The sequence below is a fragment of the Vibrio sp. WZ-1 genome (assembly GCF_052037695.1).
In the GTDB taxonomy this organism is placed as follows: Bacteria; Pseudomonadota; Gammaproteobacteria; order Enterobacterales; family Vibrionaceae; genus Vibrio.
In genome coordinates this window covers 12,594-35,513 of the sequence record NZ_JBQEQR010000049.1, presented here as the reverse complement: position 1 = coordinate 35,513, position 22,920 = coordinate 12,594, and the positions used below count along the sequence as shown (strand labels likewise).

The window sequence follows — 22,920 nt, the reverse complement described above, 5'->3', positions numbered from 1 at the left end:
TGATAGTTATATGAGATGGAAATAACAAATTCTGAAATTCAATGTTACAAGTATGTTAATTGTTTTTATGCTTGAGCCGAGTGTGTAGTGAACAACCGATTCACCCCGATATGGATTTATCAGCACTTTTATTTAAAACGCATCCTAAAAACACATGGAGTTTCAGAGTGATATGAAGACAAGGAATGCAAAACTCGCGCTTGCAATAGGCATAGCGCTTAGCTCCCCTAACTTATACGCTGCCGGGTTTCAATTATCTGAACATTCTGCTGCAGGCCTAGGGCGTGCCAATGCAGGTGAAGCCGCCATTGCTGATGGCGCATCAGTGGTCGCACATAACCCGGCCGCCATTACGATGTTCGATTCGTATGAGTTGTCCGTTGGCGCCGCTTACATCATGCCTGAAGTTCGCGTAACGGGTAACGGCCCTTCAGATTCCTTCAATAATCAGCTAACCAACAATGACGTCGTTGACAATGTGGTTGTGCCGTCATTTTATATCGCTGCCCCAATCAATGATTCTTGGTCCTGGGGGCTTGGTATCTTCACTGACTTTGGGTTGGCAACCGAATACCCTGATGACTATTTAGCCGGACCGATTGGTGGGGAAACCAGTTTAGAAACCATTAATTTTAACCCTACCATCGCCTACCGAATCAATGACGAGTTCAGTGTTGGAGCTGGCGCTAGCATTGTTTATGGTAAAGCCAAGCTCACGCGCACACTGGGTATTCTTGCCGATGCCATCAATGCTGATACGGGCGCAAATTTTGCTCGTACCGACGTGGCGAAATCACTCGATGGTGATGGTTGGGGTTACGGCTTTAACCTCGGCGCGCTTTGGGAGATCAACGAGAAGCATCGCTTCGGATTCAGCTATCGCTCTAAAGTGGATGTGGATTTTGAAGGCGATTATTACTCAGATGTTCCAAGCGCAATTTCGATGCCGGGTCAAACTGTCACGGGAGACTTAACCCTCAATCTGCCGAGCATCACTGAATTCTCTGGTTTCCATCAGATTATCGAACCCCTGGCTATCCACTACAGCGTGATGATGACGGGTTGGGATGTGTTTGAGGAAATCCGCGCCACCGTAGATGGGCAAGAAGTTCTACAAAAGGATGAGAACTTCGAGAACGCCTTCAAATACGCATTTGGTGCGACTTACCAACTCAACCCATCCTTCACTCTGCGTGCCGGTATTGCTTACGACGAAACGCCTAACGTGAACGACAAGAGCATCAGTTTGCCAGATTCAGACCGAATCAATTACAGCTTTGGTGCCACCTACGCCTTCAATCAAAACAGCCGAATCGACTTTGGCTTCACCTTTATTGATGCCGAAGAAGTCACGTTCACTGAGCCGCTTGAGCCGCACGCTCTACCGGGCGTGGATATCGCCTATCGCTCCGAAGGTGATGCGTACATATACGGAATCCAATACAACCACTCTTTCTAATTATTCCTGACTGAGTCAATAACACTAATTACAGGGAAGCAAATCATGCACGGAATAAACAAAACGGTTGTCGCTACACTCATCAGTTCCAGTCTTTTGATGGGTTGTAACAGTGACGATTATGACGAGCCGCAAACCTCTAGCGGTTATGAATTATCTGAATACGGTACACCAGAATTATGTGGCAACGGTCAGGAATGGGCGAGCGCGGAACAAGTCACCGCGATTGAAAACCTAGTCGAACTTGCCGAAGACAACAGCGTGGTAACACTGCCCGCCGGTTGTTTCAAAATGAATAACCAATTGACAGTCGATTCGAAGAATAACCTCGTGTTACGTGGTGCAGGCATCGACCAAACCTACCTCGACTTCAGTGGTGTAGATGGCAAAGATGGTATTGCCATCAGTGGTGGTTCGAACATCACCGTATCCGATCTCCAAATTGCGGAAGCTTCTAAGAACGGTCTTAAAGCCGACGGAGTTGAAGGCATCATTATTCGTGATGTCGCGGCGGTTTGGCTCGAAGTGCCTCGTGCACGTGACGAAGATGGTAACCTACGCGGCACTTACGGCATCTATCCAGTAAAATCTCAAAACGTCTTGATCGAAGATACGTGGAGTTACGGCAGTGCTGATGCGGGTATCTATGTGGGTCAAACCATCGGCGCGGTTATTCGTGACAACGTAGCGGAAAAAAACATCGCCGGTATCGAGATTGAAAACAGTTCGAATGTGGATGTCTACAACAACTTAGCTCTGGGAAACACAGGCGGAGTGCTGCTATTTGACCTACCGGGCGCGACCACTATTGGTCGCTTAATTGATGATGTACGCATCTTTGATAACGTCATTCGTGACAACAACTTAGAGAACTATGTTGATACCACCTGTCAAAATGGACTAGGCGGCTGTGGCGTAGTAGGCATCGTCCCTCCTGGTACTGGCGTCGTCATTTTGTCCGGACGTAATAGTGAGTTCTTCAACAACACGATTACTAACCACGACTCAATGGCACTTGCTATGACGAGTTACTTGTTGGTGAACGGCGATCCCAACGCTTACAGCCCACTCAATGGGACATCTGAAGGCAATGCCGTTATGCAGGGCTGGAACCCGGTTCCGACCAACATGTATTTCCACGACAACACCATTACCAACACGGGCGCCAATCCAAATGGTTCTCTGATTGAAGATATGATTTTAGCGTATACGTTAAATCATCAAGCCTTCCCTGCTCTGTTTTACGATGGCGCAGGTGAGTCACTGATTCGTTCACAAATGTTTGCACCATTGCGTGATGCGCTCAACGGTATGACAGGAACAACCAACTGGAATTACCTTACTGAGTTTACCGATGCAGACAGCAACTGTTTAGTGAACAATGGCGCAAGTGTCGGTGTATTGGTTGATAACATGGACCCAACCGCAATTGGTCGTTATGCAGAAAACCCAGCCAATGCAGATTTCTTATATGAGAACGAGCAAGCAACATTACTTACCGCAGGTTGTGATTCCAAGACGCCATTAGACATCAATACCGTCACAATTAATGGCGTGGTGTATGGTTACAATCAAACCGAAGACGGAGCGACGGATCCTGATAATCCAGATACACCAAACGGTATCGTTGGCAACGCAAGCTGTACCCTAGACAGCGTAGCGGGTATTAACTGGGATGCTATTACACGTGAAAGCGCGACATACGGTGAAAACTGTGTGAGCTTGTCGCAATACAATCTGTTTGAAGATGCCAAAGATCCAACACAAAACCTCAACTTAGCGGCATCTGCGAAAGGTACTTTGTATGAGATGAACGTTGAACTCTTTACTGACTACGCACGCAAATACCGCTTTATTGTGATGCCGAACGAAGCCTCTGCAGGCTATCGGGAGCAAGAGGTGTTCGACTTCCCAGTCGGTACCGTATTGATCAAAACCTTTGCGCTACCTTCAAGCACAGAGAATGCCCGTGGCGAAAACGAAGAGCTCATTGAGACTCGCCTATTGATTCGTCGTGGCAGCGGTTGGATTGCCCTGCCTTACGTATGGAATGAGGACAAAACCGACGCTTACCTGACTGCAGTATCGGTACCCTTTGAGCGCAGCGTAGAACATAATGGCGAAACGCTTAATTTCACTTATGAAGTACCAAGCCGAAATGAGTGTACCTTGTGTCACAAAGTAGAATCTGATGTTTCCGATCCTACTGGTAACACACAGCCAAAAGGTTTCTCTCCTATTGGTCCTAAAGCACGTAACCTAAATAGTGTTCAAGATGTCTCTGATAGCTCGCCAGTCAACCAACTTGTACATTGGGAAACGCTGGGGCTATTTACAGAAGCTTTACCAGATACGCCAGAGAACTTACCTAAGACCCCTGTCTTTGATACCGAAGCGGGAGCAAGTAATCTAACGGATACTGAGCTACTGGATTATGCCAAAGCGTACCTTGATGTTAACTGCGCACACTGTCACCGCACTGAAGGTAAAGCGGCGAGCAACCCGTTCAAATTTGAATACTGGCGTGAAGGGATCAGTGAGATGGGCATCTGTGCTCGTGGTATCACCTTCCACAAAGGTCCATCTCCGTATGTGATTGTACCGGGTGATCCAGAAAACTCTGTGTTGCACTACCGCATCAATGTCGACAACGGAAATATGATGCCAGAACTAGGCAGACACGTTGTTCACGATGAAGGTGTTCAGTTACTTGCCGATTGGATTAACTCGATTGATACCACAGGCTGGAGCTGCGTAGAGTAATACCATCAATGGCTACTAGATGTTTAGGTAGCCATTAACTTACTTCAACACCCCGAGTTAATAACAAACAAAAACCGCCTCACTGGGCGGTTTTCTTATTCTTGGGTGTTCCAATGTCAGTAGCGTTAACGCATAAAGAACTTTTGTAATGCTTTTATCGCCATGCCTCGACGTTCCAGCAACATACCTACACGAGGTAACCAAGTTGGTGTACTCAGAATGGTTTTGGCGTGACTAAAGGTTCTAAAACCTTCCTCGCCATGGTAGTGACCGATACCAGATTCACCAGTGCCACCAAATGGCGCATCTTCCGCACCGACGTGCAAAATCGTGTCATTCACCCCAACCCCGCCACTGTGGGTATTACGGGTAATTCGCTCAATAACACTCTTATCTTCTGACATGATGTAGAGCGCAAGTGGGCGTTGATTCTGGTTGATGTAACTGATGACCTCTTGGATATCACGGTAAGGCTTGATTGGCATAAGAGGACCGAAAATCTCTTCCTGCATAATGGCCATCTCTTCGGAAACATTGGTCACTAGGTGCGGATATAATAGTCGGCCTTCTGCGCTCGTCTCGGACACGGTGTGTATTTCTGCGCCCTTGACTTTGGCATCTTCCAATACTGCCTTTAAGCGGTCGTACTGACGTTGATTGATGATATGAGTAAAGCCTTGGTCGTTTTGGCCTTTGAGGTACAGCGCTTCAAAACGTTGTAGAAACAGTGCGACAAACTCGTTGATTCTTCCCTCGGGTACAAAGGCATAATCTGGCGCAACACAGATTTGTCCGGCATTGATGCATTTACCAAACAGTATCGCATCAACCGCTTTACTCAAGTTAGCGTCATCCGCCACGATGACTGGAGATTTACCACCGAGCTCCAACGTAATTGGGGTTAAATTTTCCGCTGCAGCACGAGCAACCGCGCGACCAACATTGGTTGAGCCGGTAAACAGAAGATGATCAAATGGCAACTTGCTGAACGCTTGAGCAACTTCCGCTTCGCCTTCTACGACTTCAACATCTTCAGGTAACGCTCTGCAAATCTCAGAAATCACTTTGTTGGTCATAGGGGTGAACTCGGAGAGTTTCATCATCACTCGATTACCCGCAGCAAGCGCAGTCACTAATGGCGATAAACTGAGAATGACTGGGAAGTTCCAAGGAGAAATGATGCCGACTACGCCAACCGGTTGGTATTCAACGGTGACTTTAGAAGGCGCAAGCAATAAGCCAGCATGACGACGACTTGGCTTACACCATTTATTAAGGCGTTTTAGGGTATAATTGATTTGGGCAACCGTCGGCAATACATCCGTCATCGCCGTATCAAATTCAGAGCGATAACCAAAGTCGGCACTTAAGGCTTCCACCAGCGCTTGCTGGTTATTCAAAATAGTATGCTTAAGAAGGTTCAGCTTTTGCTTTCTTACCTCTAAAGCTGGATAAGGTTCGGCATTGTATGCGGCTTTGAGCTTATCTAACTTGTGTTGCAGCAGTTGACTAACTTCGACGTCGACGATCGCATTCATGTTTTTCTCCTTGTGCACCCAATCAAGGGCAATGTCGCACTTATGTACGATTCAAAGTTAACACAAGGGCAACATTCTGACTATTAACGCAATAAGGAAGTTAGAGTTCAAACTCAGATTTGCTCTGCTTAAAGCGCAAGCTTCATTTTGTAATAAGGAACGTCAGATTTATAAAAGCGCTCACCTTCAACTTGCATCCCAAACCTTTCGTAAAACGCTAGTGCTGATTCTCTCGCATCGCACCAGCAATACTCAACAGGTGAAAACTTAAAGCTTTCTAACACACATCGAATCATGGACGAACCAATGCCCTGCCCTTGATACTCAGGCAAGACAGCAAACTTGCGCAATCGAGCTTGATTGTCATCTCGGTATATCGACGCCACCCCCACCAATACGTTGTCGACGAATGCGCCAAAATGCTCCGCTTCCTCGTCACCTTCTACTTGGCAATGTTCGATGGGTTTATTTGCCCATAGTACTTGATGGCGAATTGGCATCGCATCTTGCCAAGTAATGGTATTAATGCTTATTTCCATTACTCTTTTCCTTTCCAGCTCACTTATCCCTTTATATCGCCGCAACGAATTTTAAGCTACTATTTTCAATTACTTATTGTAGCCAGATCCAGCTCATAAATACCCAGTCGTTGAGAAGAATCTAGGGTTTCAAAATCATGTTCAACGTATTCCTTTAATATCGCACCAGCACGTTCTGCAATTTTGATGCTTGGTATATTGTCTTCCATACAATGGAACTGGATAACGCTAGCGCGCCCTCTTTGCTTGACGGACGGTATAATAACGGAGAGCACCTGGTGAACCACCCCATGACCGCGTCCAACCTCCGCTAGCCAGTAACCAATCTCGACAACTCGCGTATCTTCGTTCATACCTTTAACCCCTAGCACGCCAACAAATTGGTTATCCAGAAAAAGGGCAAACCAGTACGAATCGAGTGCAATGCTGTTGACCCGCTGTGAGATATAACGCAAGGCCTCTCTTCTATTCGTGACAAAGTCTGTCCAAGGTAGATATCGAGACAAGCTGTCACGGCTTTCATTGACTACTTCGAGCAGAACATTCGCGTGTTTTGCCAGCAAAGGCTCAATGGAAATACGCTCCGAAATTTGCAGTGTCTGATGTTGTTCATACCCTTGGTACATAGTGATTCCGTAGTTAACTTTGCTTAATCAAAGTGAAAGGTGTCGGTTCGCTTTCAACATAGTGCTTCCATACATGCTCGTACAGGTGGTGTTGATTGGCAAATGGCGCGAGCTGTTTTACTTCTTCCAACGTGCACCAGCGGTAATCGCTGTGCTCATGATTTAGCGTTACAGTTTGATTCGGCTTACAGAACAAAACAAAGCAAGGGATAACCATGATTCGATTCTTGTGCGCCTCATAAAACTGTTCGAGAAAGTCTGCGCTATGAAGCTCGACATCTTCGATTTGTGTTTCTTCCTTAAGCTCTCGTACGATGGTTTGCCAGCCAGCTTCGCCCTCTTCGACGCCACCAGCGACATGACACCAATAGCCACCTTTCACGCGCTCTAGCAACAGCATTTTCTTTATGCCGTCAAATTCAGAAATCACCACACCTGACACATGCGTTGCTTGAATAGGAATCATGCACTTCTCCTTATGCATTTATTGTTTTTTACTCAAAGTGAGACAGTCTACCTTGGTTCGTGAAGATGCAGGGCCTTATTCTCAAGCTGCTGATCTTTTTGCCAGTTTAGTGTGCTAAAGTGCGATCTCCCGCAATAAACGAGCAGTAACATGCCAAACTCACTCAACTCAATGATTCCCATTGGCGTGCGCTTTATGGTTCTGTCCGCTTTTGGTTTTGCACTGATGTCCGCCACAGTAAAGCACGTTAGCTTACACGGTATACCTGTATTTGAAATCGTAGCTGCTAGGGCTCTGGTTTCGCTAGTGATCAGCTATCTCGATGTGAAACGCAAAGGTATTTCTGTTTGGGGTAATAATAAGCCCTTGCTCTTTGCTCGCGGTGCCGTTGGAACCATGGCTTTAATGTGTGTGTACTATTCTGTTACGACGCTGCCATTGGCTGAAGCGACCATTTTTCAGTACATCCACCCTGTATTTACTGCCTTACTTGCCGTTTTCTTCCTCAAAGAGCGCATCCAGTTCTCGACGTTTATTTGCATCGCCCTGTGTTTGCTTGGGGTATACGTTATGGTGAGGCCAGAAACCGGTCCAGATACCGAGCATGCTTTACCTATGTTTAGCGTGATGATCGCTATCCTAGGTGCTTTTGGCAGCTCAATCGCGTACGTGATCGTTCGTAAGTTAAGCCAGACCGAAGACAGCTCCGTCATCATCTTTTACTTCCCTTTAGTGGCATTGCCTGCATCGATTCTTTTGATTGGAGATCCATTCGTGATGCCAGATTTGTATCTGACCATGATGTTGGTCTTGGTCGGCGTATTTACTCAGATAGGACAACTGGGGTTAACGAAGGCAATGCAAACTCAGGAAGCCGGAAAAGCCTCTGCCTACTCATACGTTCAGATCATTTTCTCTATTATATTGGGAATCGTCTTCTTTGGAGAACTGCCTTCGGCATGGACATACTTAGGCGGAGCATTGATCGTAACGGGGGCTCTGATTAATGTCTTTGGTCAACATCTACTGCTGTTTATGAAAAAGCGCTCGTAAAATCTCACATGCTTAGGGCTTCTCATCATTCAAATAGCAAAAGCCAGAGCAGAACTCTGGCTTTTCTTTCGCCTGTTATTCAAAAATTAAGCAGCAAACTTTAACCCTGCGATACCGACAACAATGAGCAGCAAGCTGATGAGCTTGATTAGCGTGGCTGGTTCATTAAATAAATAGATACTGGCAATCGCAGTCCCTATCGCTCCAATACCAACCCAAACACCATAAGCAACACCTAATGGTAACGTTCTAAGTGCGATACCCAGCAACCAAAAGCTTAACCCCATAAATCCAATAGTGAATGCTGATGGGGCAAGCTTACTAAAGCCTTCTGTGTATTTAAGGCCAACCGCCCACGCGACTTCGCATAGACCAGCGAGAAATAGAATTGCCCAAGCCATTGAGAGATTCCAAATGATTGGGGTCGTCCCCGATAGTGATGAGAGCGGTGAGGTCGTCCTCACTTCTTGTAAGCCCGTATTATAACCAAAAGATCAGACACGAAAAATACCAAAACAAAAGGCTCTGAACAGTGTCAGAGCCTAATAAAGTCGAAAGCAAAGCTTACGGTTTCAGTATTGTAAGGACTCGCTCGTCACTCAGGGTAAAGTTAACGGCGCCGGTTTTCTTCGGAATCCCACTCAACACACACTCACTATCAGAGTTACATACACCGCCAATAGACCAAAAACCACCGAGCAATCCAGAGCCAGAAACTCGAGCTGTCCATGTTTTACCGTTATTTGTCGAACTGGTTGTGATGTCTGTTTCTGGCGGAGGCGGCGGGGCCTCCCCCTCAACGTAGGTCGCTGTTACAGAAAGATTACTGTACGCCGCATAAGCATAAACACCAATGTGCCACGTGCCAGTACTTGGAGATACTAAGGTACAACTTTCATTGCTGTTACTACTATAAGAGCGACAATCATAATCCGATTCTGAAGGTGCACTGCCCAGCTTAACGTATAAATCAGCATCGCCATTACTGCCCGACGTTACGACATTAAGTTCTGTTGCATCACTTGGTACATCAATGGTGAAACAACGCCATTGACCCGTAGAAGCAGAGTCAATCGATGTGCCTACACCGTTCGCCAATACCGTGATATCACAAGATACCACTGGTGGTTCAACAACGCCGCCGCTTGTAGATACCCCAACTTGTGCGAATGCGCTAGTAATGTCCGAACCAGAATAACCTAGCGCTTGTGCAGCAGCCAATACACCAGCAGCAGCTGAATCATAAGTCGCATCAGGCGTCCAATAGTTCTGGTTTGCGTAGGCAAAAGTCACAAACGCTTTTTGTGTCCCCCAACCATATTCGGTTGCAAGTAAATAAAACGCCTTGTTAAACACCCCACTCGAATAGTGCACATCCATACCACTAACATAGTCGGAGGCATGACCGATTGAGCGCCCATCTAAAGGCGGATTGTCCATGTATCGCAATGCACCGTTTGCGGATTTACGAATGTCATAACCGACTTTCCAATCGTTACTGCCTCGCGAGTAAAACTCAGCGGCTTCACCTGCAATGTCTGAAAACGCTTCGTTGATACCACCCGATTGCCCCGAGTAAATGAGGTTCGAGTTTTGCTCGGTAAACCCATGACTTACCTCATGGGCGGAGACATCCAAGCTCACCAACGGATAAAAATAAGTAGCGCCATCACCAAAGGTCATGCTGGAACCATTCCAAAAGGCGTTTTCATATCTTTTTCTGTAATGGACGCGCATCTCCAACTGGAAAGTCAGCGGGGCAACACCCAGCCAGTCTAGGTACATGTCGTAGACGACTTTACCAAAATAGTGGGCATCATTAAGAGGACTATAAGCCCCATTAATTTGCTTTACCGTATTGGTTGGGCAAGTAAAAGTATGAGTGCTGCCTGATGTTCGGCCGTTCAAGTTGATCGTTTTTACGATTCCATCAATCGCCATAATACAAGTACTACCCGACTGCTGAACGTTTAACGCTTCATAGTCCACTCCATAGTGATACTCACCAATTTTTTCATTCCCTCCAGGCCCAATCGCGTCAGCATGCGCTAGACCTTCATATTGATAAAGCACCTTTCCAGTATGAGCATCGATTAGAAAAGTGGGACGGGTTGGTTTATTTGCATTATCCGAATCAGCAAAAAACCGAATCTCATAAGCTAAATGAGCAACATTATTGCTATCGACGTAAATGGTTAACGCCTGCTTTTGGTCTTCAATCTGATAGCCATCTGAGACAAATTGTTTTTGAACGTTAGCCTTTACTTCTGCCGCTTTTAGCGATGGTGATACATTGGAAATATCATTCGTAATGTCTTTAACTAACGTCCCGTTGATACGCTGTATTTTGCCATTCTTATCTCGGTGAACAACAATCTGCTTCCCCCATACAGGAATGCCTTTATACGTTTGCTTATAGCGTGTATGTAGGTTGCCATTTTTACCTTGGTTGGATTGAATTTTTTCTACTTTGTACTCTTTTTGAAGCCCCAAAGCCTTACCGACATTTTGGGTTGAAGACTGATTGCGCTTTTCTAGAGAAACAAGATAGCCATGATTGTTTTCTAATCTTTCTGCTTTTGCGGAAAAAGAATAAGGTGAAAAACATATTGCAGAGAGAAATATTGTCGTCGCGACAACGCTGTAACGATGAGGTGTTACTGTTTCCATCATTTGATCCCCGGTCTTATTAACTAAGCACAGCCACCCTGACAGAGTCGAACGTCTACGTGTAAATAGCGTTATTTTGTAGTTATTTGAGTCGTTATCTATAGTGATTCTAGTTGGCGGTTGCAATAAATCCACCCAATGATTTCATGTTAATCAAATCACTCGACCATCGATATTTAACAGTTTGAATATAACCTTCTGGTGTTGAAAACGATGCGTTAGCCTCACAAATCACAAATAAGCTGGTTACATATGCAAATACGCAATCGATTGTGTGACAAAGATCGCTTACAAAAGCTACTGATAACTTTAGTATTTGCGCGAATCCAATTATAAGGTATGACATACCCATGAAACATTTTAAAACTCCCTTAGCTCTCCTTATTGGCGCAGCGTTACTTACCGGCTGTAACGACGACGATATCAAATATGTTCAACCTCAAGACGTAAAGATCGCCACTTATAACCTCTCTTTTGATCGCAGTACGTTTGAAGACCTTGTAGAAGAAATGCAAGTTGAGCCAGTAAAACAAACTGAACTTGTAACGGCTTATCTTGATGGCACCATCGCGGATGAAGATAAAACAATGGCTGAGAAAGTCATTCAAATCCGTAACGTTGCAGCAATTATTCAGAAAAACCGTCCTGACGTGCTAATGATGGCAGAGTTCAACAACGATGGTACTGGCGAAGATAAAGTAGCATTGGAAGGTTTCCAGAAGAACTACCTATCTATCGCACAAAGCCTAGAAGGTGCTGGCGGCGAAGCAAACCTTGAGCCAATCGAATACCCTTACGCAGAATCTTACTCAACAAACACGGGCCTAAACAGCGGCCTTGACCTAGACAACAACGGCACTGCAGGTCAACTTCCGGGCGATGCATGGGGCTTTGGTTTCTACCACGGTCAATACGCATTCGCATTGATGTCTAAATACGAGATCGACACAAAGAACACGCGTACTTTCCAAGAATTCAAATGGAAAGATATGGAAGGTGCTCAAATCCCAACAATTACAATCTGTGACGGCTCACAAACTATCCCCGATGGCATGGAGTGTGGAGACGATTGGTACACCGCAGACGAATGGGATGTCGTTCGTCTATCTTCGAAAAACCACGTAGATGCACCGATCATTATTCCAACAGAGAAAGGCGACGAAGTTGTTCACCTTCTGATGTCTCACCCTACTCCACCTGTTTTTGATCCAGGTAAAAACAAAGTACAAAATGGTGCTGAAGTTGAATTCTGGCATCACTATGTACAAGGCAAAGAATACTTCTACGATGACGCTGGAAACAAAGGTGGTCTAGCGGAAGGTGCTAAGTTTGTAATGATGGGCGACCAAAACCTAGATCCACTAGATGGCGATGGCTTTAGTGAAATCATGCAGGCGTTCCACAATGACCCATTGGTAAACCAAGATGTAATGAATGGTGAGTTATACCCAACAAGCTTTGGCGCAGCCGAGCATGCGGTAGACAAAAACTCTACTCACCCAATTCCAAATCGCATCACTTCAACATTTGGTCTTGGTGTTGACTATGCAATGCCATCAGCAAACCTAAACGTTGTGGATTCTGGTGTTTACTGGGCAGCATCTTACGAAGAAGGTCGTAAACTGTTCAACGATGCTCGCATCGGTAAATACGGCAACGGTAAAGATGTCTCTTCTGACCACCGAATGATCTGGATTAAAGCTCAGTTCTAATTACTGAAGTCATAATATTTAGATGCAGCAAAGCCTCGGTTAATACCGAGGCTTTTTATTGTTCAGAACTCAAACTACCAACGATAAGTGATTGATACACCGACGTCTTCACTCGTTACCCAAGGAACAAGCTGCACATTTTCATCATATGCGTCAGTAAATACATATGCGGTTAAAGTTCCAAGTGCAGCACCTGCGAGCACGTCGCGCCAGTAGTGCTTCTTCGCTTCAACTCGTCCGAACCCAACTAACGCAGCAACACCGTACGCAGGCAAACCGGCTTCCCAACCATAACGTAAATAAAGGTTTGTCGCCGAAGCAAAAGCGTTAGCGGTATGGTTTGAAGGAAAGCTATCATTACCACTTTTATCTGGGCGCTCCGCATCAATAGTCACTTTCCCGATTAAGCCAATTCCTGATGCTGCACCGATACTAAATCCAGCTTGCCAAAAACCCTCCCAGTCCCCTTTATAGACAGGAACGGCTGCCGCTGTTGCCACTAATCCATAAGCGCCAATATCAGTAAGAACGTCCCAATCTTTTTCACTCATCGCATAAACTGATTGAGAACCCACTACAGATATAACACCGACCAAACGTACAATTTTCTTCATTAATACAACCAACTAGATTTTGAATGCAGGCGCAAACTATCACAGCCATCACGAATATTCGAACGTAAACTGTAACAATTAAAACGTGAATTGATTGTGAAAAAAAGCCAACCACAAAAGTTGTGATTGGCTGTGTATACATGTGAACAATCTGGTCCACTAACAACGTCAGTTGGCTAGGTGACCCTCGGCTTAAAAGGGTCATTAATACTAGTGCATTAGCTATGCCAACTTAAAGAAATATCAAAATCGACTAATATTCAATTAATTGCAATTTAACTAAACGAATTGCAAACAAGAACACGTCAAACTAAGTGCATTATGCAAATTAGTTTTCGCAAATCGCAACCCTGCTTCATCAATTAAGGTTTACGAGCTAGATCTCTCGCTAAGATCAGAGCCAAGCCAAATACCTGAAGAAACAGAGCGATACTTTTATACCACGCGATCTTTTCTTCCAAGTCGGACATCTCTTCCGTTATCTCCAAGTTATTCAGGTAGTAGCCATCAATGCGATTTCTGTAGCTACTTTGGGCATGATTAATTTCCGACATTAAATTGGGTAGTTGCGAGATATCGATTGAACTCACCTCTTTCCCCGTCCAAGCAGTGAGCTGTCCTTGTAAAAGGTAATTCATTTCGTCAGGAAGCACTTCACTTTGGCCAATGTGCAAGTGCAATAACAAGACTTCTCGCTTACGTTCTAGTGTTTCAACACTACTCCAGGCCAGTTGTATCGAATACAAGTTATCCGCTTTTTGGTCCGCGAGTAACCCTGTCTCTTTTCCCAACTGATCTAGCACTACACTGGTTAGAATAATTGCTGCAACATTGAGTACTAATCCTATCAGGACTAGTAACCAAGCGGGAGGTAAGTAAGTCGAAGGCTTTACCATAGGCTATCGTAAGGTAAATAGATCAAATTAAGAGCAACTAAACCAAGCATAGTAAAGAAGGTTAGCTTCATTCCAGTAACTCGACCTTTTAGATCCTCACTTAGTATTCCTTTAGCATGAATCACTCGCCCAACAACAAAAGCAATGCCTGTAAGATGTATCCATAAAACCGATGCACCATTGTATTCCAGTAGGGCCATGAGAATCAGAGTTATAGGTATGTATTCACTGGCGTTACTTTGGGCACTGCGAGCTATTTGAAGAGACTCAACACCACCATCCGCATAAGCAATTTTGTTGCTGCGACGTTGTTTTATGACTTGAAAAGCAAGCCAGATGAGCAGTAGGGCGAGAGCGGACGCGTAGAGAGCGGTAATCATAAAACTTCCTTCTTTAGATATTGATATGTTCTAACACTTGCACAGTACCAGCATTCTCTCGAGGCTAACTATACCCAAGTAACCGAGAAATGCTTGGTTAAGCGAGGATCACTTGGGTATATATTTTATATAAGTCAGCCCTATGAATCTAAAGAAGCAATTGACTAAAGTGAGTGGTTTGCCAACTTTTTACGTTTCGAACGCTTTACAATGCCTTCACAAATAGTGAACAGCAGACCAACCCAAATAAAGGCAAAGGTCACTGCTTTTACACTATCGAACAACTCACCAAAAAAGACCACGGCCAACACAAATTGAAGGCTTGGTTCAATGTATTGCATCAGACCAACAGTAGACAAGTTAGTGATACGAATCGCGATTGAGTAGAAAATCAGTGGCAATATGGTCACTGGCGCACTGCCTAAATAAAGCATAAAAGTCGTCACATCTACCGTAGACGTCAACTCACCTACAGACCACTGCTTGATAAATAAATACGCTAAGGCGAAAGGCGTAAGAACCACAGCCTCTATAAATAAAGTTGTGCTCCAATCAAAATTAATTTTCTTCTTAAAGAGGCCATAAAGTGAGAAGAACAACCCCATTGTGAGAGCCACTAACGGTAACTGGCCGTATTGAATCACTTGGTACAGAACACCAATCGTCACCAATAAGATCGCAACAAACTGCCCCTTAGATAACTTATCACCTAAGACGAACACCCCGAGAGCCACCGAAATTAGAGGACCAATGAAGAAACCCAAGCTCGCATCAATGACTCGGTTATTCGTTAACGCCCAGGTAAACGCAACCCAAGAGATACACATCAAGCTGCTTGCCACAAACGTATAGCAAAGCGATTTTTTATCTTGCCAAATCATATTCCAGTTGGGCTTGTGACGAGTAATTGCCAGCACCAAGATAAAGCCCACAGGCACAGAACCAATAATACGTAGCGCTAATAGCTCATCCATTGACGCATTTGGTAGGAAGCGATAATAAACAGGCAGCAATCCCCAAATAATGAAGGATAGTGCAGCCATAAAATTGCCGTAACGACTGTTATTCATAACTAACTCGACAAATAAAAAGTGACGCGATTCTATAGAGCAAAGTAAGTTTGTAAAGTGAATTTGAGAACGAAGACCCGCTATTACAAAGCTAGACCTTGAATCACTGCCGTAATACCGCTGACAAAACAGAGTGTCAGCGCGCCAAAGCGAATTTTTTCTTTTGGTAGAGTTTGCGTTGTTTTAATTGCTAACCAGTAACCAAGAGCCCCCGCTGGTAAAAGCGGTAAAGTGATCACCAAATGATGAAGTGTGAAGAATCCAACCGGAATTTGCACCACTAGCGAGATAATAGAGCTAAAAACAAAGAAAGCAGAAAGGTTACCGCGTAACTGATTAGCTTCTTGATGTTGCAGCAACAAAGCCATTGGAGGTCCACCAATTGCAGAACTTGTACCAAATAAGCCAGAGAAGAAACCAGCAAACGTCATACGACCCGGAGTCGGCTCTATGCGAAATGGAAGAACACTGACTGCCACGGCAAAAAGTACAAGAAAACCAATCCAAAGCGTGAGAGCTTCTGTTGAAACAAAGTACAATAGTACTCCCCCGGCAATCGAACCAGGCACTCGACCAATCAGCGCCATCTTTAAACCGCCAATTTCAACGCTGCTACGGTGCTTCATCGCATTCATCAAAGAAATAAATAACGCAACAAGACAAATTGGAGCAGGCACATATTCTGGAGCCCAAAGAATAAGTAAGGGCGCAGCCACAATAGCCAAGCCGAAACCGATAGCGGTTTGTACGTATGAGCCGAGAAAAATCAGCCCCATCGCAAGCAAATTTGTAGAATCGAAATCCATCGACGTTATCTTACATGTAATTTATTAATTAAAAGCCAGATTAAAATAAATGTTATTTATAAATAATCATCTCTTACCGTGCGTAGAATTCATCAAAGTTATTAAAAAAACAATCAAAATATTTCCTGAGCAGCATTTAATCACTTCTTTTATTTTCTTTCCGCCTTTCACTATTCAGAAGGCTAACTACAGCAGTATAATTGACATTAACATTAGAGTGATTACCTCCCTTGCGAGTAATGAAGTCGCGCGGCCATGATGTGGTGAGCTGTGCGGTATGAATACATACACGAGCTAGTTTAATTCAATGCATTATTCTACTCGTGAATACGAAAAGGAAACACCACTAGGCTAACGCCAACCCACCGCTCCCTACGAGCAAAGGCATAAAAGCGAAAAACACATCGAAATACTCGCTTCTCTTCGATAACCTAATCAATATTGGTGCTGAGAAGAACATAACAATCAAATACTGAAGAACGTAATCCTGAGGGATCAATAACAGCATACTTACATGCGAAAACAAATGTGCGAGCACACACCAATGGTGGGGTTTAGTACGTAGTACTAAAGCAAGCGTAAATATAAAACTAATAACAATCGGCATACCACACCTACATGATAATAATTCTCACTTGCATTATAATATTGGTAATCACTCGAGTTCAACTCATATGGGACAATTAATTTACAATTCCTAACGGATAGAAACTTAGGTCGATACCCTCCTCAATTAGATGCCCTAAACAAAGGTTCATGCTCAAAGCGTTTCAATCAATCAAGTAGATAAATATCCTCTTACTATCAATCAACATAATAAGTAAAACTATCAATGATTTTTCTCTTAAACGTTTGCGTAATCGCTAACCTTCTCTTAACCTCTAATTGAGGCTTTCATCACGGTTTTTCCATTGCTATAGTTAACCCATCAAAACGAACAAGACCATTCGAGGCATGGAGCTTCCTCACTAATCTCAAGATGAGAAGAATTGGTACCGACAGAATTCGGCAGATTTAGAGGGTCAAATAATGGAAATGAATATGGTTGAAATTTTAGGTTATGCAGCTTCAATCATGGTTGCAATTTCACTAACAATGAAAGACATCGTTAAGCTTCGTATTCTTAACTTTGTTGGCTGTGCACTGTTCACCGCTTACGGTCTAATGATTGATTCATGGCCTGTAGTACTGACTAACGGCTTCATCGCGTGTGTTAACGTGTACTTCCTTGCAAAAATGCAACAGGAAAAAAAAAGCCTAACGCCTGAAAAAGCGTAAAAATGTAGTTTTAAAAAAGCCCGCTAGGTGAATAACCAGCGGGCTTTTTTCATTATTACAATAGCCTGTTCCGCTCTCCGATCCTCACCACCCATCAAACTTCACAAGCGTTTTTAAGGCGGTACTCGACGGTTCTCTCCAAAAGGTAGTTAATCGCATCTACGCATTGAACGCTCTCGCAAAGCTCTTTGGGTAAGCCCACACTTGGGGTTATAATCACGATACACGATATCTAAAATACCGAGGTCATCATGAATATTGGTGCTGTGGCCAAATTAACGGGCCTATCATCTAAGTCCATTCGTATGTACGAAGATAAGGGTATTATCTCACCACCAACTCGAAGCGACTCTGGTTATCGAGAGTATTCGGACAAACATATCCAAGAATTAAACTTGGTTTCCCGAGCAAAAAACGCTGGTTTTTCATTACAAGAGTGCAAAGAGTTTGTCCAACTAGCTCATAATCCAAATCGTAAAAGTAGCGAAGTAAAAGCACGTACGATAGATAAACTACAAGAAGTAGAGCAAAAAATCGCCCACCTGTTGGATATAAAAAAACAACTGGAAGGTTGGGTATCCTCTTGCCCAGGAGATGCAAAAAGTCATTGCCCAATCATTAATGATCTAATCAAATAGACCAGTCATAACCGTTACATGGCCAGCACCACCCACAAACAAACGCTTTGTTAACTGCTCTAGGTAGTCATCACTATTTGGTGATAAATTTAGATGCTTGCAGCAAAAGAAGATGGGATTATTAGCAGCGATATAAGAGCTCTAGCGGCTAGTTTGTTCTTTATTTCTTTTCTGAATTGGTACAATAAATCAACAAATTACAGCGTAACCACGTTAAAATTGAGACGGCAAGCTCAAAGTTATAATTTTATTATTTATCACCTTAACGAATGTTTATACTACTTTTAAATAACTCACTAAAAAGGACTAGAGAATGAAGAAGTTAGCATTAATTTTATTTGTAGCAACACAACTGATGGCATGTACTGAAGTGGGCAGCGAAGCATGGTGTAACGACATGAAAGAAAAGCCGAAGGGTGAATGGACAGCGAACGAAGCTTCTGATTTTGCTAAGCACTGCGTTTTCTAAGCCTCGGTATTAACCGAAAAAGATAAACAAGATAACCCGCGATCCTGTCGCGGGTTATTCGTAAGCATCAAGAAAAGCTTTTAGTGCTAACTCATCAACGATCTCAAGCCCCTGCTCACCTTTTTTGATCAAACCTTTATCCATTAAATCTTTTACTGCTCGACGATAAACGCGTCCTGACGTACCAAACCTTTCGGCTTCTTGGTTTACTTTGTCAAAGCCACCCAATAACGTATTGGTCTGCTTTTGTACTAGCAAGTCATAAGCAATGTTGTAGGTGATTGGATGTAACAAGCGATTGGTATAGATACCCATTGAGTCTTGATAATCCTCTGCCAACGCAGAAGCAAAGAAGAACATCATGTCAGGTTGCTGATGAAGTGCCTCAGTCAGTTTTTGGATGCAGATAATATCCACTTGCATGTGCTCATCTGCGACAACGTTCCATTGGCACGGGGTTTGCGTGAAGTACTCCATTTCACCATAGATGTGATAGTCACAATTGGCTTCACCCAGCTGGAAACGACGACCGTTGGCGGCAATGATACTCATCGAGACTCGACCTACCGCCACCACATAAAGATATTGGAGCTGCTCACCTTGACGAAGAATCTCTTCACCAGAATCAAAGTATCGGCTGCCGATTTGGCATTGATAGATTAAGTCACGAAACTCGGTACTTTTCTGTTCTAGAAAGCTTTTGAAACGTCCGGTTGGGTAAGGGCTTATTTTCATGTGAGTTTCTCTTTAATGATAACTATCTCAAATGGATTGTACTCGTTAGAATCGTTTGATGACAGCCAATAAAAAAGCGACACCAAGGTGCCGCTTTAAAAATTAATTAAGCTGTGATCTGACTAACTCTGTGCAATCAAGGCTTCAAGAGCGGCATAAGATGCCAAACGCTCTCCTTCCATCATTACTTGCGCTTCGTCTACGTACTGCCCTACACCTTCCTTCACATCTTGTTGATACAGGACGACATTGTTCAAGATAGAGGCAACGTTTAGACCACGCAGCCGACCTACGGTAAACAGAGCCGAGGTTTCCATATCCGCACCGAGAATACCCTTCTTGTTCCAGTACTCGCAGACCGCTTCTTCGTCATCGGTATAGAAGCTGTCGTGGGAGCGAACCACACCTAAATGATAACGCGCCACTTTTTCGGCTAAACAGCTGTCCAACGCTTTCAGTAATGAAAAGCTTGCGTAAGCCGGATACGAAGAGCGAACGTACGCTTTCGAGCCACCTTCGTCTCTTACTGCACCTTCAGCCACAATCAACTCACCAAGTTGAATGCCAGATTGCATCGCCCCAGCCGAACCCACTCGAATTACGTCTGTCACTCCACACTGTTTTAGCTCTTCCACCGCAATAATCATCGATGGTGCGCCTATACCAGTACTGCACACTGATACGCGCTTACCTTGGTATGTGCCCGTAAACACTCGATACTCACGGTTTTCAGAGACTAATTCTGCGTTATCAAACAACGCGGCAATACGGTTTGCTCTATCTGGCTCACCGCAGACGATCACTCGCGGTGCTATCTGGGTGCTATCTACGCCAATATGAGGTTGTTTCATCATTGGCTTAACCTTGCGCTGTCGCTTGAGTTAGGGCCTTGTCACCATTGCGTTTCGCACTACGTGCCCATTCTCTTGTGCCGTTTGCTGCGATGAACATTAGAATCGCGTATTGAACCGACATTGCGTATACGCCTTGTGTCGCGTAAATACCAACGCTGATGATGTTGATTACGACCCAAAGAATCCAGTTCTCAACGTACTTACGTGTCATCAAGATTTGCGCCACGATAGAAAGCACTGTCATCGTTGCATCCCAGAATGGAAACGCATCTGGCTCTAAGACTGGATCAGACAAACCAGCACCGAACACATTCAATGTATCAACAGCAATGCTAGCTAACGCAAAGAAGAATGGGTCGATATAAATCGTTAACATCGCAATCGCAACAATGCTCACAGAACCTGTAGCTATCAACTTCTGTTTGCTTAACCAACGAACTTCCAGAGTTTCACCTTGCGCATTTGGCCTGGTCCACGCATACCAGCCATAAATGTTGGCGCAAAAGAAGAACAGCTGAAGCAGAAGCAATCCGTAAAGCTGAATCTGGAAAAAGATAACAGCGAAAAGTGTTACGTTCAGCAAACCGAACAAGTAGTTGATGGTTTTTTCTTGGCTCGCAAACCAAATACAAAGTAAACCGAAAACCGTACCAAAGGCTTCGATCCAGCTCATTGCATAACCATCACCAATAGGGATGTTTACAAGGGTATTGTTGATGTCTAATAGGGCAAATAGGTCCATGAAGATGTCCTTTATTATTGTGCTTGGGATACGCTCATCTTATGGTGTCGCAGCAAACAAAAAGGAGGACATTTGTCCTCCCTTCGATGTACCCGATCATAAATCAGATCAATACTTGCTTTAAAGCGCCGGATGCATATTGATTGAAGCGTAATAATTTACGATTCGTGCCCTAAATAACGTTTTTTGAAAGTTGATGCAGCAGCGAAAAGAGCAGTAGCCATGAACGTAAATACGATACCCAATAAGTAGATGAATTCTTCATTGGCAAGCAACTCATAAACACTCACAGAAAACACTAATAAGACTAAGAGAAGGTTGATACGGTGAAACCATGGTCTCTTAACTGAATGCAGAGCGTATCTCTTAACGAACATAAATTTCTTCCATTTTCTACAATAATTTATAAATCTATTTATAGACCCTTTTAATAATAAGCTTTTTAGGATATTTCTACACGAAATCTTTTATTTTACGGGCAAAAAATCACATTTTGCTGGACTTATTGTTCAAAAGGCGTGGGGATGCTTCTTAAATCCTTGTAAAAAGCACCTTCAATAAAAGTATAGATCTATAACTTATTGAGAATGAACAAATTTTGAGCTAAGAGAGACGCTTCACACTTTCACGTTCAACCAATGTCGGCTCTAATTGCACAACCTGAGCTTCATCAGACTTATCATCCAATTTACGTAACAATGTCTCTACAGCAGCTTGACCCAAGCGATACTTGGGTTGGTGAATAGTAGTGAGTGATGGAGACATAAATTTTGCGATGTGAATGTCATCATATCCGATAATCGAGAGATCATCAGGAATTTTGATTCCAATCTCATTTGCCGCGTTAATTACGCCCATCGCCATCATGTCATTGGATACAAAAATTGAGCTTGGAAGCGGACCGCGTTGAGCCATCTTCTTGAGGGCTTGATAACCACCTTCACACTCAAAATCCGACTCCACAATCCAGTTGGCATTGAAATCAAGCGCAGCTTCAATCATTGCACGCTTATAGCCTTCATAACGCATTTGAGCTTGGTGCTTAATTAATGGCCCCGTGATACAACCAATCTCTTTGTGACCACAGTCGATAAGGTATTTAGCAGCCAGATAACCACCACGAAGAGAGTTATCTTGAATCTTATCGCTCGTGAACAACATTGGGCCCCAATCCATCACTACAACCGGAATGTCAGAGTAACGCTCGAATACATCAATTCGTTCCCCTTCTAACGATGAACACATCAAAATAAGCCCATCAACGCGCTTTTGTAGCAATGTATTGATGGAGTCACGCATGCGTTCATTATCGCCCTCAGTGTTACACAAGATCAGGCTGTAACCTTTTTGGTAACAGCTACGCTCAACACCTTTTACTACTTCGCCAAAGAATGGGTTGGTTGAGGTAGTCACCAACATGCCAATGGTTTTGGTGCGGTTGACTTTGAGGCTACGCGCCAAAGCTGAAGGCGCGTAGTAATTAAGCTCTTGGGCAGCGTTGTTGACTCGTTCCGAGATCTCTTCGCTGACAAAACGAGTTTTGTTAATAACATGGCTCACAGTTGAAGTGGAAACCCCTGCCAGTTTTGCGATGTCTTTCATCGTTGCCATG

The 22,920-nt window shown here is 44.0% G+C and carries 23 protein-coding genes; 7 read left to right on the top strand and 16 right to left on the bottom strand.

Going from position 1 to position 22,920, the window contains the following annotated elements:
- Positions 1-172 precede the first annotated feature (172 nt).
- Positions 173-1,459 (top strand): outer membrane protein transport protein, encoded by a 1,287-nt coding sequence (locus ACTS60_RS03065; protein WP_010452127.1) that lies wholly within the window; start codon positions 173-175, stop codon positions 1,457-1,459.
- A gap of 45 nt (positions 1,460-1,504) precedes the next feature.
- Positions 1,505-4,222, top strand: coding sequence for an SO2930 family diheme c-type cytochrome (locus ACTS60_RS03060; RefSeq protein WP_440887083.1), 2,718 nt, complete (start codon positions 1,505-1,507; stop codon positions 4,220-4,222).
- 125 nt (positions 4,223-4,347) lie between these two features.
- On the opposite strand, the gene ACTS60_RS03055 is transcribed toward ACTS60_RS03060, so the two are convergent.
- The 4 genes from ACTS60_RS03055 to ACTS60_RS03040 form a co-directional block, all read right to left on the bottom strand.
- Complete coding sequence (locus ACTS60_RS03055) at positions 4,348-5,760, bottom strand: coniferyl aldehyde dehydrogenase (protein WP_440887082.1); 1,413 nt, start codon at positions 5,758-5,760, stop codon at positions 4,348-4,350.
- 128 nt (positions 5,761-5,888) lie between these two features.
- Positions 5,889-6,299 (bottom strand): GNAT family N-acetyltransferase, encoded by a 411-nt coding sequence (locus ACTS60_RS03050; protein ID WP_440887081.1) that lies wholly within the window; start codon positions 6,297-6,299, stop codon positions 5,889-5,891.
- Positions 6,300-6,364: 65 nt separating this feature from the next.
- Positions 6,365-6,925: a GNAT family N-acetyltransferase gene (locus tag ACTS60_RS03045; protein WP_440887080.1), complete on the bottom strand. Its 561-nt coding sequence runs from the start codon at positions 6,923-6,925 to the stop codon at positions 6,365-6,367.
- Positions 6,926-6,938: 13 nt separating this feature from the next.
- Positions 6,939-7,391 carry an NUDIX hydrolase gene (locus tag ACTS60_RS03040; protein ID WP_440887079.1) on the bottom strand — a complete coding sequence of 151 codons (453 nt, stop codon included), beginning with the start codon at positions 7,389-7,391 and terminating at the stop codon, positions 6,939-6,941.
- Positions 7,392-7,541: 150 nt separating this feature from the next.
- On the opposite strand from ACTS60_RS03040, the gene ACTS60_RS03035 reads away from it, so the two are divergent.
- On the top strand, positions 7,542-8,444 hold the full coding sequence (locus ACTS60_RS03035; RefSeq protein ID WP_440887078.1) for a DMT family transporter: 903 nt from the start codon (positions 7,542-7,544) through the stop codon (positions 8,442-8,444).
- An 86-nt stretch (positions 8,445-8,530) separates the two neighbouring features.
- Here ACTS60_RS03035 and ACTS60_RS03030 read toward each other — a convergent pair whose 3' ends face one another.
- Both ACTS60_RS03030 and ACTS60_RS03025 read right to left on the bottom strand, forming a co-directional pair.
- Positions 8,531-8,845, bottom strand: a complete 315-nt coding sequence (locus ACTS60_RS03030; protein WP_440887077.1) for a DMT family transporter — start codon at positions 8,843-8,845, stop codon at positions 8,531-8,533.
- A gap of 163 nt (positions 8,846-9,008) precedes the next feature.
- The gene (locus ACTS60_RS03025) at positions 9,009-11,114 is read right to left on the bottom strand and encodes a M4 family metallopeptidase (protein ID WP_440887130.1); all 2,106 of its coding nucleotides are present in this window, start codon (positions 11,112-11,114) and stop codon (positions 9,009-9,011) included.
- A 350-nt stretch (positions 11,115-11,464) separates the two neighbouring features.
- On the opposite strand from ACTS60_RS03025, the gene ACTS60_RS03020 reads away from it, so the two are divergent.
- On the top strand, positions 11,465-12,826 hold the full coding sequence (locus tag ACTS60_RS03020) for an endonuclease/exonuclease/phosphatase family protein (protein ID WP_440887076.1): 1,362 nt from the start codon (positions 11,465-11,467) through the stop codon (positions 12,824-12,826).
- Between the two features lie 74 nt (positions 12,827-12,900).
- Here the strand turns inward: ACTS60_RS03020 and ACTS60_RS03015 are convergent, their stop codons facing one another.
- From ACTS60_RS03015 to ACTS60_RS02995, 5 genes are all read right to left on the bottom strand, one after another.
- On the bottom strand, positions 12,901-13,440 hold the full coding sequence (locus ACTS60_RS03015) for a phosphatase PAP2 family protein (RefSeq protein WP_440887075.1): 540 nt from the start codon (positions 13,438-13,440) through the stop codon (positions 12,901-12,903).
- Between the two features lie 362 nt (positions 13,441-13,802).
- Positions 13,803-14,336 carry a DNA mismatch repair protein gene (locus ACTS60_RS03010; protein WP_440887074.1) on the bottom strand — a complete coding sequence of 178 codons (534 nt, stop codon included), beginning with the start codon at positions 14,334-14,336 and terminating at the stop codon, positions 13,803-13,805.
- On the bottom strand, positions 14,330-14,716 hold the full coding sequence (locus tag ACTS60_RS03005; RefSeq protein WP_440887073.1) for an MAPEG family protein: 387 nt from the start codon (positions 14,714-14,716) through the stop codon (positions 14,330-14,332). The genes ACTS60_RS03010 and ACTS60_RS03005 overlap by 7 nt, the downstream gene beginning before the upstream one ends.
- A gap of 164 nt (positions 14,717-14,880) precedes the next feature.
- Entirely contained in the window at positions 14,881-15,786 is a 906-nt protein-coding gene (rarD, locus tag ACTS60_RS03000; RefSeq protein ID WP_440887072.1) for an EamA family transporter RarD, read from the bottom strand.
- Positions 15,787-15,869: 83 nt separating this feature from the next.
- Positions 15,870-16,592, bottom strand: coding sequence for a sulfite exporter TauE/SafE family protein (locus ACTS60_RS02995; protein WP_440887071.1), 723 nt, complete (start codon positions 16,590-16,592; stop codon positions 15,870-15,872).
- Between the two features lie 1,029 nt (positions 16,593-17,621).
- Here ACTS60_RS02995 and ACTS60_RS02990 point away from each other — a divergent pair.
- The 3 genes from ACTS60_RS02990 (at position 17,622) to ACTS60_RS02980 (ending at position 18,977) form a co-directional block, all read left to right on the top strand.
- Positions 17,622-17,870 (top strand): YgjV family protein, encoded by a 249-nt coding sequence (locus tag ACTS60_RS02990; protein WP_010452360.1) that lies wholly within the window; start codon positions 17,622-17,624, stop codon positions 17,868-17,870.
- A gap of 251 nt (positions 17,871-18,121) precedes the next feature.
- Entirely contained in the window at positions 18,122-18,508 is a 387-nt protein-coding gene (cueR, locus tag ACTS60_RS02985) for a Cu(I)-responsive transcriptional regulator (protein ID WP_440887070.1), read from the top strand.
- 313 nt (positions 18,509-18,821) lie between these two features.
- On the top strand, positions 18,822-18,977 hold the full coding sequence (locus ACTS60_RS02980; RefSeq protein WP_440887069.1) for a DUF3012 domain-containing protein: 156 nt from the start codon (positions 18,822-18,824) through the stop codon (positions 18,975-18,977).
- Positions 18,978-19,031: 54 nt separating this feature from the next.
- On the opposite strand, the gene ACTS60_RS02975 is transcribed toward ACTS60_RS02980, so the two are convergent.
- The 5 genes from ACTS60_RS02975 to ACTS60_RS02955 all read right to left on the bottom strand — a co-directional run bounded on the left by ACTS60_RS02975 (position 19,032) and on the right by ACTS60_RS02955 (position 22,919).
- On the bottom strand, positions 19,032-19,712 hold the full coding sequence (locus ACTS60_RS02975; RefSeq protein ID WP_440887068.1) for a Crp/Fnr family transcriptional regulator: 681 nt from the start codon (positions 19,710-19,712) through the stop codon (positions 19,032-19,034).
- Between the two features lie 122 nt (positions 19,713-19,834).
- Positions 19,835-20,566, bottom strand: a complete 732-nt coding sequence (locus ACTS60_RS02970; RefSeq protein ID WP_440887067.1) for a nucleoside phosphorylase — start codon at positions 20,564-20,566, stop codon at positions 19,835-19,837.
- Positions 20,567-20,570: 4 nt separating this feature from the next.
- Complete coding sequence (gene pnuC, locus ACTS60_RS02965; protein ID WP_440887066.1) at positions 20,571-21,308, bottom strand: nicotinamide riboside transporter PnuC; 738 nt, start codon at positions 21,306-21,308, stop codon at positions 20,571-20,573.
- Positions 21,309-21,466: 158 nt separating this feature from the next.
- Entirely contained in the window at positions 21,467-21,685 is a 219-nt protein-coding gene (locus ACTS60_RS02960; protein ID WP_440887065.1) for a hypothetical protein, read from the bottom strand.
- Between the two features lie 226 nt (positions 21,686-21,911).
- A complete protein-coding gene (locus ACTS60_RS02955; RefSeq protein ID WP_440887064.1) occupies positions 21,912-22,919 on the bottom strand; it encodes a substrate-binding domain-containing protein in 1,008 nt (335 codons plus the stop codon).
- Position 22,920: the final 1 nt, after the last annotated feature.

Excerpts from the sequence above, each read along its gene's own strand:
- ACTS60_RS03065 (WP_010452127.1), top strand. The coding sequence starts at position 173 with ATGAAGACAAGGAATGCAAAACTCGCGCTTGCAATAGGCATAGCGCTT.
- ACTS60_RS03060 (WP_440887083.1), top strand. The coding sequence starts at position 1,505 with ATGCACGGAATAAACAAAACGGTTGTCGCTACACTCATCAGTTCCAGT.
- ACTS60_RS03055 (WP_440887082.1), bottom strand. The coding sequence starts at position 5,760 with ATGAATGCGATCGTCGACGTCGAAGTTAGTCAACTGCTGCAACACAAG.
- ACTS60_RS03050 (WP_440887081.1), bottom strand. The coding sequence starts at position 6,299 with ATGGAAATAAGCATTAATACCATTACTTGGCAAGATGCGATGCCAATT.
- ACTS60_RS03045 (WP_440887080.1), bottom strand. The coding sequence starts at position 6,925 with ATGTACCAAGGGTATGAACAACATCAGACACTGCAAATTTCGGAGCGT.
- ACTS60_RS03040 (WP_440887079.1), bottom strand. The coding sequence starts at position 7,391 with ATGATTCCTATTCAAGCAACGCATGTGTCAGGTGTGGTGATTTCTGAA.
- ACTS60_RS03035 (WP_440887078.1), top strand. The coding sequence starts at position 7,542 with ATGCCAAACTCACTCAACTCAATGATTCCCATTGGCGTGCGCTTTATG.
- ACTS60_RS03030 (WP_440887077.1), bottom strand. The coding sequence starts at position 8,845 with ATGGCTTGGGCAATTCTATTTCTCGCTGGTCTATGCGAAGTCGCGTGG.
- ACTS60_RS03025 (WP_440887130.1), bottom strand. The coding sequence starts at position 11,114 with ATGGAAACAGTAACACCTCATCGTTACAGCGTTGTCGCGACGACAATA.
- ACTS60_RS03020 (WP_440887076.1), top strand. The coding sequence starts at position 11,465 with ATGAAACATTTTAAAACTCCCTTAGCTCTCCTTATTGGCGCAGCGTTA.
- ACTS60_RS03015 (WP_440887075.1), bottom strand. The coding sequence starts at position 13,440 with ATGAAGAAAATTGTACGTTTGGTCGGTGTTATATCTGTAGTGGGTTCT.
- ACTS60_RS03010 (WP_440887074.1), bottom strand. The coding sequence starts at position 14,336 with ATGGTAAAGCCTTCGACTTACTTACCTCCCGCTTGGTTACTAGTCCTG.
- ACTS60_RS03005 (WP_440887073.1), bottom strand. The coding sequence starts at position 14,716 with ATGATTACCGCTCTCTACGCGTCCGCTCTCGCCCTACTGCTCATCTGG.
- rarD (WP_440887072.1), bottom strand. The coding sequence starts at position 15,786 with ATGAATAACAGTCGTTACGGCAATTTTATGGCTGCACTATCCTTCATT.
- ACTS60_RS02995 (WP_440887071.1), bottom strand. The coding sequence starts at position 16,592 with ATGGATTTCGATTCTACAAATTTGCTTGCGATGGGGCTGATTTTTCTC.
- ACTS60_RS02990 (WP_010452360.1), top strand. The coding sequence starts at position 17,622 with ATGGAAATGAATATGGTTGAAATTTTAGGTTATGCAGCTTCAATCATG.
- cueR (WP_440887070.1), top strand. The coding sequence starts at position 18,122 with ATGAATATTGGTGCTGTGGCCAAATTAACGGGCCTATCATCTAAGTCC.
- ACTS60_RS02980 (WP_440887069.1), top strand. The coding sequence starts at position 18,822 with ATGAAGAAGTTAGCATTAATTTTATTTGTAGCAACACAACTGATGGCA.
- ACTS60_RS02975 (WP_440887068.1), bottom strand. The coding sequence starts at position 19,712 with ATGAAAATAAGCCCTTACCCAACCGGACGTTTCAAAAGCTTTCTAGAA.
- ACTS60_RS02970 (WP_440887067.1), bottom strand. The coding sequence starts at position 20,566 with ATGATGAAACAACCTCATATTGGCGTAGATAGCACCCAGATAGCACCG.
- pnuC (WP_440887066.1), bottom strand. The coding sequence starts at position 21,308 with ATGGACCTATTTGCCCTATTAGACATCAACAATACCCTTGTAAACATC.
- ACTS60_RS02960 (WP_440887065.1), bottom strand. The coding sequence starts at position 21,685 with ATGTTCGTTAAGAGATACGCTCTGCATTCAGTTAAGAGACCATGGTTT.
- ACTS60_RS02955 (WP_440887064.1), bottom strand. The coding sequence starts at position 22,919 with ATGGCAACGATGAAAGACATCGCAAAACTGGCAGGGGTTTCCACTTCA.